Annotated in this window: 14 protein-coding genes; all 14 read right to left on the reverse strand. The window is 67.2% G+C overall.

The window, feature by feature from the left end; all coding sequences use genetic code 11:
- Positions 1-4: 4 nt before the first annotated feature.
- The 14 genes from AC5IG3_RS06435 to AC5IG3_RS06500 all read right to left on the reverse strand — a co-directional run bounded on the left by AC5IG3_RS06435 (position 5) and on the right by AC5IG3_RS06500 (position 16455).
- Positions 5-574: a superoxide dismutase family protein gene (locus AC5IG3_RS06435; RefSeq protein WP_491905454.1), complete on the reverse strand. Its 570-nt coding sequence runs from the start codon at positions 572-574 to the stop codon at positions 5-7.
- Positions 575-651: 77 nt separating this feature from the next.
- On the reverse strand, positions 652-2994 hold the full coding sequence (locus AC5IG3_RS06440; RefSeq protein ID WP_491905455.1) for a Tex family protein: 2343 nt from the start codon (positions 2992-2994) through the stop codon (positions 652-654).
- Between the two features lie 84 nt (positions 2995-3078).
- Positions 3079-3372 carry a Dabb family protein gene (locus AC5IG3_RS06445; RefSeq protein WP_491905456.1) on the reverse strand — a complete coding sequence of 98 codons (294 nt, stop codon included), beginning with the start codon at positions 3370-3372 and terminating at the stop codon, positions 3079-3081.
- Positions 3373-3384: 12 nt separating this feature from the next.
- Positions 3385-3837, reverse strand: a complete 453-nt coding sequence (locus AC5IG3_RS06450; RefSeq protein WP_491905457.1) for a PaaI family thioesterase — start codon at positions 3835-3837, stop codon at positions 3385-3387.
- Positions 3838-3845: 8 nt separating this feature from the next.
- Positions 3846-5021 carry an acetyl-CoA C-acyltransferase gene (locus AC5IG3_RS06455; RefSeq protein ID WP_491905458.1) on the reverse strand — a complete coding sequence of 392 codons (1176 nt, stop codon included), beginning with the start codon at positions 5019-5021 and terminating at the stop codon, positions 3846-3848.
- Positions 5022-5049: 28 nt separating this feature from the next.
- Positions 5050-7164: a 3-hydroxyacyl-CoA dehydrogenase NAD-binding domain-containing protein gene (locus AC5IG3_RS06460; protein ID WP_491905459.1), complete on the reverse strand. Its 2115-nt coding sequence runs from the start codon at positions 7162-7164 to the stop codon at positions 5050-5052.
- 101 nt (positions 7165-7265) lie between these two features.
- Positions 7266-7466, reverse strand: a complete 201-nt coding sequence (locus AC5IG3_RS06465; protein WP_491905460.1) for a hypothetical protein — start codon at positions 7464-7466, stop codon at positions 7266-7268.
- Positions 7467-7494: 28 nt separating this feature from the next.
- Entirely contained in the window at positions 7495-8247 is a 753-nt protein-coding gene (locus AC5IG3_RS06470) for an ABC transporter ATP-binding protein (protein ID WP_491905461.1), read from the reverse strand.
- 65 nt (positions 8248-8312) lie between these two features.
- A complete protein-coding gene (locus AC5IG3_RS06475) occupies positions 8313-9269 on the reverse strand; it encodes an IS110 family transposase (RefSeq protein ID WP_491905462.1) in 957 nt (318 codons plus the stop codon).
- Between the two features lie 170 nt (positions 9270-9439).
- Entirely contained in the window at positions 9440-11842 is a 2403-nt protein-coding gene (locus AC5IG3_RS06480; protein WP_491905463.1) for a putative bifunctional diguanylate cyclase/phosphodiesterase, read from the reverse strand.
- Positions 11843-11975: 133 nt separating this feature from the next.
- Positions 11976-12716, reverse strand: a complete 741-nt coding sequence (locus tag AC5IG3_RS06485) for an ABC transporter ATP-binding protein (RefSeq protein ID WP_491905464.1) — start codon at positions 12714-12716, stop codon at positions 11976-11978.
- Positions 12713-13774 carry a branched-chain amino acid ABC transporter permease gene (locus AC5IG3_RS06490; RefSeq protein ID WP_491905465.1) on the reverse strand — a complete coding sequence of 354 codons (1062 nt, stop codon included), beginning with the start codon at positions 13772-13774 and terminating at the stop codon, positions 12713-12715. Before AC5IG3_RS06490 ends, AC5IG3_RS06485 begins: the two co-directional genes overlap by 4 nt.
- Before the next feature lies 1 nt (position 13775).
- Complete coding sequence (locus AC5IG3_RS06495) at positions 13776-14735, reverse strand: branched-chain amino acid ABC transporter permease (RefSeq protein WP_491905657.1); 960 nt, start codon at positions 14733-14735, stop codon at positions 13776-13778.
- An 82-nt stretch (positions 14736-14817) separates the two neighbouring features.
- Positions 14818-16455 (reverse strand): 3-(methylthio)propionyl-CoA ligase, encoded by a 1638-nt coding sequence (locus AC5IG3_RS06500; protein ID WP_491905658.1) that lies wholly within the window; start codon positions 16453-16455, stop codon positions 14818-14820.
- Positions 16456-16466 lie beyond the last annotated feature (11 nt).

Raw genomic sequence — 16466 nt, forward strand, 5'->3', positions numbered from 1 at the left:
GTGCTCAGCGCGGGGTGGCCGCAATCACGCCGCAGGCGATGCGGGCGCCGGAGTTGCCGGTTGGCTGGGTCTTGTAGTCGTCTGGTGCGGCATGGACGATCACGCCCCGGCCGATCAGGTTGGCCGCGCCCTCGCCCAGCGTCACGCCGGTCAGGTGGAAGGTGGCGTCGACCTTGCCCGCCGCATCGGCCTTCAGCGCGGGCATATCGCCGGCGTGGTGCGCCGCTTCCTGTGCACCGTGCGGTTGGCCGGTCGGGTTGAAGTGGCCGCCGGCGCTCACACCATCACCGCTGGAGCAGTCGCCCTTCTCGTGCACGTGGAAACCATGTTCCTGCCCCGGCTTCAGGCCGGTGAGCTTGGCGTTCACCATGACGTGGTCGCCATGCTGCTTGAACGTGACCGTACCGCTGGCGGTATTGCCTTTGGTGGCGTCGAGCTGGGCGGTGGCTGACGGGCCCTTGCCGTACAGGAGTCCATGCATGCCGTGCTGGACCGACGCGCAGCCCGTCAGGGCAAGCACAACCAGGGATACAGCGGACAGCGCGATCAGGCGACGTGAGGAAGACAGGTTCATCAAAGCTCTCCTTAAGATGCCGGTGTGGCATCTCTTCATCCTAGAAGCTTTGCATGAAGCTGAGCTGTATTCCCTGATCAGCGCTTGCCTTGCAGTTTGGCGAACGCCGCCGCCATCGCATTGCCTTGCGCGGGTGCAGCGTGGCGTGGCGATGACGCCGCAGGCCGCTCGCCCCGCCCTGCCGCCCGGAAGCTGTTGTCCGCCGCCTTGCCCGCGCCCTTGGCCTGCGCCGGGGCATCGAGCTTCATGGTCAGCGAGATGCGCTTGCGCGGCAGGTCGACTTCCAGCACGCGCACCTTGACGATGTCGCCGGTCTTGACCACCTCGCGCGCGTCGGTCACGAACTTGTTGCTCAACTGGCTGACATGCACCAGCCCGTCCTGGTGCACGCCCAAGTCGACGAAGGCGCCGAACTGCGCCACGTTGGACACCGTGCCTTCGAGCACCATGCCTTCGGTCAGGTCCTTGATGTCTTCGACGCCGTCGTTGAAGCGCGCCACCTTGAAATCCGGGCGCGGATCGCGGCCGGGTTTCTCCAGCTCGGTCAGGATGTCGCGCACCGTGATGGCGCCGAACTTCTCGGTCGCGAACAGCTCGGGCTTGAGGGCCTTGAGCACATCGCTGCGGCCCATCAGCTCGCCGATCGGGCGACTGGTGGCGGCCATCATCCGCTCGACCACCGGGTAGGTCTCGGGGTGCACGCCGGTCAGGTCGAGCGGGTTGTCGCCGCCGCGGATGCGCAGGAATCCCGCCGCCTGCTCGAAGGTCTTGGGGCCCAGGCCCGCCACGTCGAGCAGCTGCTTGCGGTTGCGGAACGCGCCGTTGGCATCACGCCAGCGCACGATGCTCGCCGCCACCGTGCCGCTCAGGCCCGACACGCGTGACAGCAGCGGCGCCGAGGCGGTGTTCAGGTCCACGCCCACCGAGTTGACGCAATCCTCGATCACCGTGCCGAGCGTTCGCGCCAGCTCGCCCTGGTTGACGTCGTGCTGGTACTGGCCCACGCCGATGCTCTTGGGGTCGATCTTGACCAGCTCGGCCAGCGGGTCCTGCAGCCGCCGGGCGATCGACACCGCGCCGCGCAGGCTCACGTCCAGGTCCGGCAGCTCCTTGCTGGCGAACTCGCTGGCCGAGTAGACCGAGGCGCCGGCCTCGCTGACCACCACCTTGTCGATGCTGCGGTCCGGCGCCAGCTGGGCCAGGCGCTTGATCAGGTCGGCGGCCAGCTTGTCGGTCTCGCGGCTGGCGGTGCCATTGCCGATGGCGATCAGGTTGACGCCGTGCGTGGCGCAGAGCTTGGCCAGCGTGTGCAGCGAGCCCTCCCAGTCGCGCTTGGGCTCGTGCGGAAAGACCGCGCAGGTGTCGAGCACCTTGCCGGTGTCGCTGACCACCGCGACCTTGACGCCGGTGCGGATGCCGGGGTCCAGCCCCATGACGACGCGCTTGCCGGCCGGCGCGGCCAGCAGCAGGTCACGCAGGTTTTCGCTGAAGACCTTGATAGCGACAGCTTCAGCCTCTTCGCGCAGCCGGGTGAACAGGTCGCGCTCCAGGCTCAAGGACAGCTTGACCTTCCAGGTCCAGGCGATGGCCTTGCGGATCAGGTCGTCGCTGGGCCGCTTGGCGTGGCTCCAGCGCAGGTGAATGGCGATCTTGCCTTCGGCCAGGCTGGGCTGACCGGGCTGCAACTCTTCATCGGTTGCCAGCTTGGCGTCAAGGATCTCCAGCGTGCGGCCACGGAAGACCGCCAGCGCCCGGTGCGAGGGCACGCGGCGGATCGGCTCGTCGTAGTCGAAATAGTCGCGGAACTTGGCGACGTCGGCGTTGTGCTCGTCCTTGCCATCCACGCGCTTGGACTTGAACAGGCCCTCGTCCCACAGCCATTCGCGCAGGCCCTTGACCAGCACGGCGTCCTCGGCCCAGCGCTCGCTCAGGATGTCGCGCACGCCGTCGAGCACCGCCAGCGCGTCGGCAAAACCGGCCTCGGCGTTGATGAAGGCCTCGGCCTCGGCGCGCGGGTCCAGCGACGGATCGGCAAACAACTTGTCGGCCAGCGGCTCGATACCGGCCTCGCGGGCGATCAGGCCTTTGGTGCGGCGCTTCTGCTTGTAGGGCAGATACAGGTCTTCGAGCTCCTGCTTGGTCGGCGCGGCGTCAATCGCGGCGCGCAGCGCGGGCGTGAGCTTGCCTTGTTCGTCGATGCTTTTCAGCACCGCTGCGCGGCGGTCTTCCAGCTCGCGCAGGTAGCCCAGGCGTGACTCCAGTTCGCGCAGCTGGATGTCGTCGAGGCCGTCGGTGGCCTCCTTGCGGTAGCGGGCGATGAAGGGCACGGTGGCACCGCCATCAAGCAACTGCACGGCCGTGCTGACCTGGGCCGGGCGAACGCTGAGTTCCGCCGCAATCTGCAAAAGAATCTTGTCCAAGGCGCTGGCGGCGCGGCTGCGCCGGATGCAAAAAATGAAGCGGGCGAGTGTGCCATAGCGCTTTTTCGCGCGCCGCAGCCCGGCTCAGGCCACCCAGTCCAGCACCTGCTTGCCCTGCCGCATCGGCCCCAGCTCGGCCCCCACCACCTTGTGATGCGGATGCGTCTGATAGGCCTGCAGCGCCTCGACCGACTCGAAGCTCGACACCAGCACCACGTCACCCGTGGCTTCCAGCCCGGCGGGCAGCGGCGCCTCACGGCTGCCGACCTCGAAGCGCAGCATGCCGGGCACGAGGCCGGCGCAACTCTCCAGCAGCGCCTTGAAGCGGCCGATTTCGGCCGGGTTCTTGAGCGTCCAGATCACGACGTGATGAATCATTTTTGTCCTTGCTCAATCCGAGCCATTGCCATCCAGGCGGCGCTGCAGCGGCTTGATCTCCCGACCCGCCGGCAGGCGCCGCACGTATTTGAAGGTGCCGGTGGCGTGGGCGCACAACTGGCCGTCGCCGCCGTACACATGCCCTTCGGTGAAGGCCATCGTCGCGCTGCGGTGCAGCAGGCGGCCGACCGCGCGCAGCCGGCCCTCGGCGGGGCGCATGAAGCTGGTCTTCATCTCGATGGTGACGGCGCCGGGCGCCGTATCACCCGGCTCGGCGTTGACGCTGCGCGCGGCATGCGCCATCACCACATCGAGCAGCGTCATCGACACGCCGCCGTGCCCGACCAGAAAGGAGTTGAGCAACTCGGGGCGCAAATCGAGCTGGATTTCAGCCACGCCGCCCTCGAAGCGGATCAGCTCGAAACCCAGGTGCTCGACAAACGGAATGACGACGGGAAACTGCATCGGGCCGCTCACAGGACCTCGAACACGCCCGCCGCGCCCATGCCGCCGCCCACGCACATCGTCACGCAGACGTAGCGCGCGCCGCGCCGGCGGCCTTCGATCAGCGCGTGGCCCGTGAGGCGCTGGCCGCTCATGCCGTAGGGGTGGCCCAGCGCGATGGCACCGCCGTTGACGTTGAGGCGGTCCATCGGAATGCCGAGCCGGTCGGCGCAGTACAGCACCTGCACCGCGAAGGCTTCGTTCAACTCCCACAGGTCGATGTCGTCGACGCTCAGGCCCAGCCGCGCCAGCAGCTTCGGGACAGCAAAGACCGGGCCGATGCCCATCTCATCGGGCTCGCAGCCCGCCGTCGCAAAGCCCAGGAAACGGCCCAGCGGCGCGAGGCCGTGGCGCTCGGCGTAACGCTCATCGACCACCACGCAGGCGCCCGCGCCATCGCTGAACTGGCTGGCGTTGCCGGCCGTCACCACGCCGCCGGGCAGTGCGCTGCGAATGCCGCGCACCGCGTCCAGCGTCGTGCCTTCGCGCAAGCCTTCGTCGGTGCTGACAGTCACTTCACGGGTGCGCAGGCCCAGCACCTTGTCAGCCACGCCAGCGGTCACGGTGATGGGTGTGATCTCGTCAGCAAACTTGCCCGCCGCCTGCGCGGCGCAGGCGCGCTGCTGGCTCTGGGCGCCGTACTCGTCCATGCGGTCGCGGGCGATGCCGTAGCGCTTGGCGACGGTCTCGGCGGTCTGCAGCATCGGCCAGTAGATCTCGGGCTTGTGGGCCTTGAGCCAGCTGTCCTCGAACATGTGCTGGTTCATCTCCTGCTGGACGCAGGAAATGCTCTCGACGCCGCCGGCCACGTAAACCTCGCCCTCGCCGGTCATGATGCGTTGCGCGGCCAGCGCAAGGGTCTGCAGCCCGCTGGAGCAGAAGCGGTTGACGGTCAGGCCCGACACCGTCATCGGCAGGCCGGCACGGATCGCCACCTGGCGGGCGATGTTCCAGCCCGTGGCGCCTTCGGGGTTGGCGCAGCCCATCAGCACGTCTTCGATGGCACCGGCGTCAATGCCGGCGCGCGCCACGGCAGCGGCCACCGCATGGCCGCCGAGCGTGGCGCCATGGGTCAGGTTGAACGAGCCTTTCCAGCTCTTGGCGAGCGGGGTGCGGGCAGTGGAGACGATCACGGCGTTGCTCATATGGATTCCTTGGTTGCGGTCGTCGTGATCAGTTGAAAGTGCCACCGTCGGCGGCCAGGCGCGCCAAAAGCGGCGCAGGCTGCCAGAAGGCGCCGTCATCGTGTGGATTGCGGGCAAATCGTTTGAGAGCCTGCACTACGTTGAACAGGCCCTGTTCGTTGGCATACGCCATCGGCCCGCCGCGGTGCAGCGGGAAGCCGTAGCCGGTCAGGTAGACCATGTCGATGTCGCCGGCCTTGCTGGCAATGCCTTCTTCCAGCAGGCGTGCGCCCTCGTTGACCAGCGCGTAGACCAGCCGGTGCACGATCTCGTCGTCGCTGATCTTGCGCGGCGCCAGGCCCAGCGTGGCGCGGTGGTCGGCAATCATCTGCTCGACCCGCGCGCTCGGTTGCGCGTCGCGCTTGCCCGGCGCGTAGTCGTACCAGCCGGCGCTGGTTTTCTGGCCGAAGCGGCCCAGCTCGCACAGCAGATCGGCCGTCTTGCTGTAGCGCAGTTCGGGCTTTTCCAGGTAACGCCGCTTGCGGATGTACCAGCCCACGTCGTTGCCGGCCAGGTCGCTCATGCGGAACGGGCCCATCGCGAAGCCGAACTTTTCCATCGCCCGATCCACCTGCGCCGGCGTGGCGCCTTCTTCGAGCAGGAAGGTCGACTGGCGGAAGTACTGCTCGATCATGCGGTTGCCGATGAAGCCATCGCACACGCCCGACACCACGCAGGTCTTCTTGATCTTCTTGCCCAGCGCCATCACCGTGGCCAGCACGTCGCGGGCGGTCTGTTCGCCGCGCACCACCTCCAGCAGCTTCATGACGTTGGCGGGGCTGAAGAAGTGCGTGCCGATCACGTCCTGCGGGCGCTGCGTGAAGGCCGCAATCCGGTTGAGGTCCAGCGTGCTGGTGTTGCTGGCCAGGATCGCGCCGGGCTTCATGACCGCGTCGAGTTGCTCGAACACGGCGCGCTTGACGTCGAGGTCCTCGAACACCGCCTCGATCACCAGATCCGCTTCGGCCAAGTCAGCGTAATCCAGCGTCGTGCTCAGCAGCGCCATGCGGGCGTCGAGCTTGTCGGGCTTGAGCTTGCCCTTCTTGACCTGCGCCTCGTAGTTCTTGCGGATCGTGGCCACGCCACGCTCCAGCGCCTCGGGCTTGGCTTCAAGCATCACCACCGGCAGGCCAGCGTTGAGGAAGTTCATCGCAATGCCGCCACCCATGGTGCCGGCACCGATGACGGCCACTTTTGCAATCGGACGCAGCGGCGTGTCGTCGGGCACATCGGCGATCTTGCTGGCGGCGCGCTCGGCAAAGAAGGCGTGGCGCAGCGCGCGGCTCTCGGGCGTCATGATCAGGTTCAGGAACGCGGTGCGTTCATAGCTGATGCCCGCCTCGAATTGGGCCGGCGTGCCGTTCTTGACGGCTTGCTCGACGCAATCGACGCAGCGCAGCGGCGCCGGGAAGTGCTTGGCCATGGCGCGCGCGGTGTTGCGTGCGAACTGGAAGTAGCCGTCGGCCTCCGGATGGGTAGCAGGCAGGTGGCGCACCAGCGGCAGCGGGCGCACGGCGGCCCTTTCCTCGGCCAAGGCCAGCGCGCCGGCCAGCAGGTCGCCGTCGATCAGGCGGTCAAACAGCTTTTGGCCCGGGATCTGCGCCAGCACCTCGCTCTTGACCGGCTCGCCGGTGACGATCATGTTCAGCGCCGTCTCCGCGCCCAACACCCGCGGCAGCCGCTGCGTACCACCCGCGCCCGGCACCAGGCCGATCTTGACTTCCGGCAGCGCCACCGTCGCACCCGGCGGCGCCACGCGGTAGTGGCAGCCCAGCGCCAGCTCCAGCCCGCCGCCCATGCAGATGCCGTGAATGGCCGCCACCACCGGCTTGCTGAACTGCTCGATGCGCAGGATCAGGCTGAACAGATTGGGCTCGATGATGGCCTGCGGCGAGCCGAACTCCTTGATGTCCGCCCCGGCGCAGAAGGCCTTGCCGGCGCCCGTGAGCACCACGGCGGTGATGGCCGCATCGTCCTCAGCCCGGTCCAGCTGCTCGGCCAGCGCGCGCCGTGCGGCCAGGCTCAGGCCGTTGACGGGCGGGTTGTTCAACGTGATCACGGCCACATTGCCGTTGGGGCCGCAGGTCTGGTAGGTGGCGCTCATGAAGATCCTCTGGAATGGGTGAGTTCAGTTTAGGAGCGGGTCTTGACACCGCCTTGTCCGCTTGGCGACAAGCGACGTTGTGCCGCGCCCCGGGCTAACCCTCAGACCGAGCCGCCAAACGACTGACCCGTCACCCAGTCCCGCTCACGCCCCTCAGCCATGAACGTGGTGGGAAACAGGGCCAACGCCTCCGCCAGCCCCGCCAAGGTACGCCGCTCTATCGGCCGGATCACCATAAAGGCCAATTCCTTCGGGACATGCACGGCAGTCGAATCGCCGCTTTGAAAAATACAGGTCAGCACGATGGGCTCCCGTTCAGCAATATAGAAATCAAACCTCCAGCCACTCCCGCCGCACTGCCACATGGGCGCGCAACTCGGCGGGCGGGCCGGCAAAGACGATCTGGCCATGGCCCATCACCAGGCAGCGGTCGGCCACGTCCAGCGCCAGCGTGAGCTTCTGCTCGACCAGCAGCACCGCCACGCCGCGCCGCCGCAACTCGCGCAGGAATTCAGCCACCTGCACGACGATGAGCGGCGCCAGGCCCTCGGTCGGTTCGTCGATCAACATCAGCGCCGGGTTGCCCATCAGCGTGCGGCAGAGCGTGAGCATCTGCTGCTCGCCACCCGAGAGCACGCCGGCCTCGGTATGACGGCGCTCGCGCAGGCGGGGGAAAAGCCGGTACATGTCGTCGAGGCGCCAATCGTCGTGGGTGCCCATGGCACCGGGCTGTTCGCCGCGCTGTTTGCCTCGTTTTTCACCCAGGATCAGGTTCTGTTCAACCGTGAGCCGGGGAAACACGTCGCGGTTCTCGGGCACGTAACCCACGCCGGCCTGGGCGACGCAGAACGCCGACTGGCCCACCAGTTCGCGCCCGTTCCAACGCGCCGAGCCTTGCGCCTCGACCAGCCCCATCACCGCCTTGACGGTGGTCGATCGCCCCGAGCCGTTGCGCCCCAGCAGGCTGACGATTTCGCCTGCGGCGACCTCGAAGCTCACGCCGCGCAGCACCTGGCTGCGACCGTAGCCGGCGTACAGATCGGTCACTTCCAGCCGGCTCGGCTTGGAAAAATTTGCCTTCATGAACCTCTCGATGACCACCCCCACCGGGCGGGCGCCATTGTAGGAATGAGCAACCGTCTTAAAAGTCAAGTGTCATGCAGCATAGGCACCCACCTGGAACGGTGTTTGGCGATGGCGTTGAGCACGCCGATGAGCTTGCGCATGGCGGCGACCAGGGCGACCTTCTTGCGCTTGCCATTGGCCAGCAGGCGTTCGTAAAACACCCGGAAGGCCGAGCAGTGACGCACGGCCACCAGCGTAGCCATGTACAGGGTGCGGCGCACCTCGGCACGCCCGCCCCAGATGGCGCGTTGGCCGCGCATCTGACCCGAATCGCGGTTGAGCGGGGCCACGCCCACCAGCGCCGCCGCACGGCGCCGGTCGAGCTGACCCAGCTCGGGCAACTCGGCCAGCAGCACCGCCACGCTGGTCGCGCCGATGCCCGGCACGCTGCTCAGCGCGGCGGCGAGCTCGGCGTGATGGTGCTGGACATGGACGGCCACCTCGGCGTCGCTGTCACCGAGCTCGCGCTTCAAGAACTCGATGACCCGCTCGATGCTGGGCCGTGCCGCAGCATGCGACAGGCGCATGCGCTGGCGCTCGGCGGTGAGCATCTGCACGAGCTGGCGCCGGCGCAGCACCAGCGCCTGCAGGCGCTGCAGTTCGGCATCGGCCAGCGGCTTGACGAAGCGCTCGCGGTCCGGGCGCTGGTGCAGCGTGCGGGCAAACAGCGCCAGCATGCGCGCGTCCAGCGCGTCGGTCTTGGCCAGCGCGCCCATCGCCCGGGCGAAGTCGCGCGCCGTTCGAGGGTTGACCACCGCCACCGCCAGGCCGCTCGCTTGCAGCGCACTCGCCGCCTCGAACTCGTAGCCGCCGGTGGCTTCGAGCACGACCAGTTCAGGCCGTGCGGCGGTCAACTGGCTGACCAGTTGCTCGATGCCCGCCGCGTCGTTGCTGACCTGCCAGGTCTTGGGCGCGGCCGTGCTGGCCACCTCCAAGGTCTGGCTCGAAACGTCGATTCCCACGAAAACAGAGTCGGACACGTCCTCTCACTCCCATCCTTGTCTATGCGAACTGCATGTTCCAACAACCGTTCGGGCTGCGGAGAAGGACGGTCCGGCTCAGGTGCCCAGTGCTCACTCACGGGCTTCAACAACTGGCCCAGAGGCCGCTCGGGATGCCCGAGCCGGTCCGAGGCTTAAAGATACAAGGCTCAGTGGGCCACCGTTGAAGTGAAGGACGACAGCACGGGCAGCATCGGGGCGGGCGCAGTCGCGGGCCCGCTTGCCAGTTCCTCGGAACGGTCCCGGTTCAGCCAGTCGGAGACCGGCATGGGCCTGGCATAGAGGAAGCCCTGCAGCAACTCGCAGCCCTCGCCGATCAGGAATTGGGCCTGCTGCGGCGTCTCCACCCCTTCGGCTACCACACGCAGGCCCAGTTCGCGCGCCATGGAAATGATCAGCCGCACGATGGTGGTGTCATGCGCATCGTGCGGCACCTCGCGCACAAAGCTCTTGTCGATCTTGAGTTCGTACAGCGGCAGCCGCTTCAGATAGGACAGGCTGGAGTAGCCGGTACCGAAGTCATCCAGCGAGAAGCGCAAGCCCCAGGCGGTAAGCTGGTGCATGCGGTGGATGGCCTCCTCCAGGTTGTCGATCATCATGCCCTCGGTGACCTCGAAGATCAGGCGCTTCGGGTCGGCTCCCGTCTCGGTCAGCACGGCGCGCACCAGCTCGACGAAGTCGGGCTGCTGGAACTGGCGCGGGCTGATGTTGATGGACACCGGCAGGCTTTGGGCCGCCTGCGCAAGTTGCAGCTGAATCTCGCAGCCGCGCCGCAGGGTCCACTCCAGCAGCTGGCCGATCAGCCCCGACTCCTCGGCCAGGGGAATGAAATGCGAGGGCGGAATATTGCCGCGCAGCGGGTGATGCCAGCGCATCAGCAACTCGGCACCGCGCGGCACACCATCCTGGTCCATCTGGGGCTGCAGGTGCAGGTCTACATGGCGGGCGGCGATGGAGTCGGCCAGATCCTCTTCCAGCAGCGCGCGGTCTTCCACCTGGGCACGCATCGCGGCGGCAAAGAACTCCACCTGGTCGCGCTCGCGCAGCTTGGCGCAGTACATGGCGGTGTCGGCCTCGCGCAGCAGGTCGATCGCGCTGACGCCGGGCTTGGGCAACAGCGTCACGCCGATGCTGAGAATCACCGAGAAAGACTTGCCATCGATCACGATGGGCTGCTTGAGCGCCCGCATCAACGCATGCGCCTGCGCTTGGGCGTGCTCCTGCCCGGCGTCCAGCGCTTTGGCATGGGTGGCGAGCAGCAGCACGAATTCGTCGCGCCCATTGCGCGCGACGGTGTCACCCGGCTGAATGAACAGGTTGAGGCGCCGGGCCACGGCCTTGAGCAGATCGTCGCCCAGCGCATAGCCTCGTGCGTCGTTGATGACCTGGAAATTGCTCACCTGCAGGCAGATCAGCGCCGACACGGCTTCGGTTTTTTCCGCTGCGGCCAGGGCCAGCTCGATGCGCTCCATCAACAGGCGGCCATTGGGCAAGCCCGTCAAGGCATCGAAGTAGGTGAGCCGGTTGTTGAGTTCGCGGGCGCGCTGCCGCTCGCGCACCCAGGCGGCCTGGCGGTGCAGAAAAAAGCCGTACGCCAGCCCGCTGAGCGCCAGCATCAGCCCGAGCATCAGACAAGGCATCTGCACCTTGCTCCACCAGGCCGCCTGCACCTGCGACAGCGGCATGGTGACGAACTGCGTCACCGGAAAATGGGTCAGCCGCTTGTAGCTCTGCAGCATCATGGTGGGATCGATGCTGCTGGCGCCCTCGATATAGCCGCTGCTGGGGAAGCCTTTTTCTCGCAATTCGGTGATCAGCGCACCCGTACGGGGCCTGGCGTAGAGGGTGTCGACCGTCTCGGCCGAGCCAGACGGGTAGCGGCTCAGCACATACCCGTCGTCCCGGATCAGACCGAAGACCACGCGGCGGGCGATGGGCGTGTCCTTCCAGAAATTCTGCAGGATGCCCACCGGGATTTGCGCCGAAATCACGTGGCGTAACGCGCCCGCCGCATTGAAGCTGAAGTAGCGCAGCGGAATGACCCACTGGTTGACCAGAATGCTTTTGCGCGGCTGACCGATCTCGAGATTCTGGCCGGCTTGCGAATGCCCGTGAAGGTGAGCCGCCACCGAGAGGAAGAACGAAGCATCGGTCACTCGCGGCAACAAGGCACTGGACGAATGCAGGGCACTGAACAGGATGACGCCATCCGGACGCGTCAAGGTGGCGTTGTACAACTCCGGATTGAAGGCCAGCAGACGCGCGAAATGACGCTGCGCCACAGCATCGTCTGGTATGGCGCCGCGCTCGTCCAAGCGGTCATCAAGCGCCTGAAGCGCGCTGCCCAGCTTGGAGAAATACACGTCGGCGCTCTGCGCGCCCATTTCAGCCACGGTGCGCAACTCGGACGCCTGCGCGTCCCGCACCGAACTCCAGGACAGCCAGGAAAACCCGGCAACAAACAGGATCAGGGCCAGGAAAACAATCAGGCCCAATCGATTCAGCAATTTGCCGAACCGCAACTCGGTGGCTTCTGGAGTGTCCGAAACCATGGATATTTGCCTTTTGACCGAGCCGTCAATCGGCCGCAAGTCGAGTCTCACATGCCCGAGTCATCATTGAGCGTCAGGCGTACAAATATCGCTCCCGCCGACTTGGCCCAGATCAAACATTGCGCAATCATCGTCAAACGCCGAGATAGGCCTGCTGCACACGCGGGTTGGCGCGCACCTGCGCGGGGGTGTCGAAGGCGATCACCTCGCCGTGCACCAGCACCGCGATGCGGTCGGCCAGCTCGAACACCACACTCATGTCGTGCTCGACCATCAGCAGCGTCTTGCCCGCCGTGACCTGGCGGATCAGTTGCACGACATGCTGCGTCTCGCTGCGGCTCATGCCAGCGGTCGGCTCATCGAGCAGCACCACACCACAGTCGCCGGCCAGCGTCAGGCCGATCTCGAGCGCACGCTGCTCGGCATAACTCAGGTTCGCGGCCAGGTCATCGCGGCGCGCACCAAGGCCGAGTTGCGCCAGCAGTTGCTCGGCGCGGGCGTTGGCGTCCTGCGCGCGCGACAGCCGGCGCCAGAACGCATAGCCGTAGCCCAGACGGCAGAGCGCGGCGCAGCGCAGGTTCTCGAACACGCTCAAGCTTCCGAACAGGTTGCTGACCTGAAAACTGCGCGCCAGCCCGCGCCGGTAGATCTGGTGCGGCGCCAGGCCGTCGATGCGCTTGCCATGCAGCCGGACCTCGCCCACGCTGGGCGCAAGCCGGCCCGAGATCAGATGGAACAGCGTCGACTTGCCTGCGCCATTGGGGCCGATGATGGCGACACGCTCGCCGGCACGCACCTGCAGATCGACGCCACGGATGACAGGCGTGGCGCCGAACTGCTTTTGCAGGCCGCGCAGCTCAAGCACCGGTGTCATGACGCCGCCCGCCAGCGGTAGAGGGCCTCGATCAGCACGATGCCTGCCAGAACGACGGCGGTGCTCACCCCCACTCGCGTCAGAGATCGCGCGGACGGACGGTCCCGGCTCGCTGCCATCACCACACCGAGCAACCCACCCGGTGCCGCCATCACGACCGCCATGAAGGCCAGCCCGAGGTAGAGCTGCCATGCCGGCGTCAGTGCTGACAGCCAGACCAGCGCCAGCACCATCAGCACCGCGCCCAGGATTGGCCCGGCAAAGTAGCCCGCGCCACCCAGGAACACGAACAGCAGGTAGGCGCCCGAGCGGTGCGAGCTGACGACTTCCGCCGTGACGATCTCGAAGTTCAGCGCCCCCAGCCCACCGCCTACGCCGGCAAAGAAGCCCGCGATCATGAAAGCCAGGTAGCGCACGCGCCGGGTGCTGTAGCCGATGAACTCGACCCGCTCGGGGTTGTCACGCACCGCGTTCAGCAGCCGGCCCAGCGGCGTGCGGGTCAGCGCGTACAAGGCTGCGGTGGACAGGAAGCAATAGACGGCGATCAGGCCATACAGCTCGATCTGCGGCCCGAAGCTGATGCCCCACACCGGCGCGCCCACGACGCGGTTGCCGCTGACGCCGCCCTCGCCGCCGAAGAACGCCGGCCACATCAGCGCCAGCGCGGCAACCAGTTCGCCCACGCCGAGCGTGATCATCGCGAAGGTGGTACCGGCCCGGCGCGTGCTGACCCAGCCCAGCAGCGCCGCGCACGCCAGCCCGCCCAGGCCGCCGGCCAGCGGGATCAGGCTGACGGGCATCGGCCAGTCGCCCGAGCTGACCTGGTTGAGCGCGTGAATGGCGACATAACCACCCAGGCCGCTGTAGACCGCATGCCCAAAGCTGAGCATGCCGCCCTGCCCGAACAGCAGGTTGTAGGACAGGCAGATGATGATGGCCACGCCCATCTGTGACAGCAGCGTCAGCGCGAAGCTGCTGCGCCACAGCAGCGGCGCCAGCGTCAGCAGCAGCGCATAGGCGAGCCAGGGCCACAGCGGTCCGAGCAGGTGGCGGCTCACTTCAGGTCTCCCGCGTGCCGAGCAGCCCGCGCGGGCGCACGATCAGCATCAGCACCAGCAGCAGATACGGCAGCAGCGGTGCGGCCTGGGCCAGCGCCGGGTGCAGTACCAGCGGCAGCGTCTGCAGCAGGCCGATCAGCAGCGAGCCGAAAAACGCCCCCACCAGCGAGCCCAGCCCGCCCACCACCACCACCACAAAGATGATCGGCCCGACCACCGCCGCCATCGACGGCTCGGTCACGAAGGTGATGCCGCCGATCACGCCCGCCAGCGCCGCCAGCGCGCAGCCGAAGCCGAACACCGCCATGCGCACGCGCGGCACGTCGTGGCCGAGCGCCTCGACCATCTGCGGATGCGTCAGCGCCGCTTGCACGATCAGGCCGATGCGGGTGCGCGCGATCAGCGCCAGCGCCAGCAGCATCAGCAGCGCGGCGGCCATCATGAAGGCGCGGGTGAGCGGAAAGCGCGAGCAGTTGACCAGCACCTCGGCCGTGCTGCGGCACAGCTCAGCCGGCGCGGCACCCATCACCCAGCTCAAGCCTGAGGCCTGCGACTGCACCAGCGTGAACGCGCTGCCCAGCAACTGCGCCGGCGGCGCGAACGGCACCGCCGCGCGGCCCCAGATCAGCTGCACCCCTTCCAGCACGACGTAAGACAGGCCGAAGGTGATGAGCAGCTCCGGCACATGGCCGTGTTTCTGCACGCGGCGCAGAAAGAACCGCTCGAACAGCGCCCCCAGCGCACCGACCAGCAAGGGTGCTGCCAGCAACGCCGGCCAGAAGCCGATGCGGCCCGACAGCGCCCAGCCCAGATAGGCGCCCAGCATGTAGAAGCTGGCGTGGGCGAAGTTGAGCACGCCCATCAGGCTGAAGATCAGCGTCAGGCCGGCGCTGAGCATGAACAGCAGCAGCCCGGCGCTGAGGCCGTTGATGCCGCTGTTGATGAGGTTGAGTAGCGAGATGTCCAAGCAGCGTCCGAGGCACGGTTCGACCGGCCCAGCCGGCCGGGTCGGCAGTGTGCCTCAGCCCGTTCGGCAGCCCGACTCAGACGCCCGGCAGCACGTGGCCCTTGAACTGCTCGCGCAGCTTGAGCTTGAGCAGCTTGCCGGTGGCGGTGTGCGGCAGATCATCGACAAAGACCACGTCGTCCGGAATCTGCCACTTGGCGATGCGGCCGTCGTAGAAGGCCAGCAGTTCCTCACGCGTCAGCTCGGCGCCGGGCTTCCTGACCACCACCAGCAGCGGGCGTTCGTCCCACTTGGGGTGCTTGCAGGCGATGACCGCCGCCTCGTGCACCGCCGGGTGGGCCATGGCGATGTTCTCGAGGTCGATGGAGCTGATCCACTCGCCGCCGGACTTGATGACGTCCTTGCTGCGGTCGGTGATCTGCATGAAGCCTTCGGCGTCGATGGTCGCCACGTCGCCCGTGGGGAACCAGGCCTGGCCGTTGAGCTCGCGCAGCGGGTTGACACGGCTGTTGAAGTAGCTGCTGATGACCCACGAGCCGCGCACCAGCAGGTCGCCGCTGGACTTGCCGTCCCAGGGCAGCGGCTGGCCGTCGTCGCCGACGATGGCCATATCGACGCCGTAGATGACGCGGCCCTGCTTCTCCAGCAGGTGGCGCTGCGCCTCGGCCGGCAGCGCCTTGTGCTTGGCTTTCAGACGGCTGAGCGTGCCCAGCGGCGACAGCTCGGTCATGCCCCAGGCGTGGATGACCTCGACGCCGAAGTCATCTTCGAGCGTGCGCATCATGGCCGGCGGGCAGGCAGCGCCGCCGATCACGGTGCGCTTGAAGCTGCTGAACTTCAGACTGTTGGCCTTCATGTAGTTGATCAGGCCGAGCCAGACGGTGGGCACGCCGGCGCTGAAGGTGACCTGTTCGGTCTCGAACAGGTCGAACAGCGACTTGCCGTCCAGGTGCGGCCCGGGGAACACCAGCTTGGCGCCCACCAGCGGCGCGCTGTAGGGCAGGCCCCAGGCGTTGACGTGGAACATCGGCACCACGGGCAGGATGACGTCGGCGCCCGAGCTGCCCATCGCGTCCGGCAGCGCCGAGCCGTAGGCATGCAGCACCGAGCTGCGGTGGCTGTAGACGGCGCCCTTGGGGTTGCCGGTGGTGCCGGACGTGTAGCAGATGCTCGACGCGGTGTTCTCGTCAAAGTCAGGCCAGGTGTACTGGCCGTTTTCGGCCTCGACCAGCTCCTCGTAGCACAGCAGGTTGGCGATGCTGCTCTGCGCCGGCATGTGGGCGCGGTCGGTCATCAGCACGAAGTGGCGCACGCTCGTCAGCGCGGGCGCGAGCTTTTCGATCAGTGGCAGGAAGTTCAGGTCGAAGCAGAGCACCTGGTCGTCCGCATCGTTGGCGATCCAGGCGATCTGCTCGGGGAACAGGCGCGGGTTGATGGTGTGGCAGACCAGCTCCGAGCCCGAGGTGCCGTAATAAATCTCGAAGTGCCGGTAGCCGTTCCACGCCAGCGTGGCCACGCGGTCGCCGGGCTCGCAGCCCAGCCGGGCCAGCGCCTGCGCGACCTTGCGGCTGCGCAGCTCGGCGTCGCGGTAGGTGTAGCGGTGCAGGTCACCTTCGACGCGCTTGGAGACGATCTCGGTGTCGCCCGAGTGGCGCGCCGCGTGCACCAGCAGGCTGGAGATCAGCAGCGGCATGTTCATCATCTGGCCCGGCATGCGGCTCATGG

The sequence above is a fragment of the Leptothrix sp. (in: b-proteobacteria) genome (genome assembly GCF_965250675.1).
GTDB lineage: Bacteria > Pseudomonadota > Gammaproteobacteria > Burkholderiales > Burkholderiaceae_C > Sphaerotilus.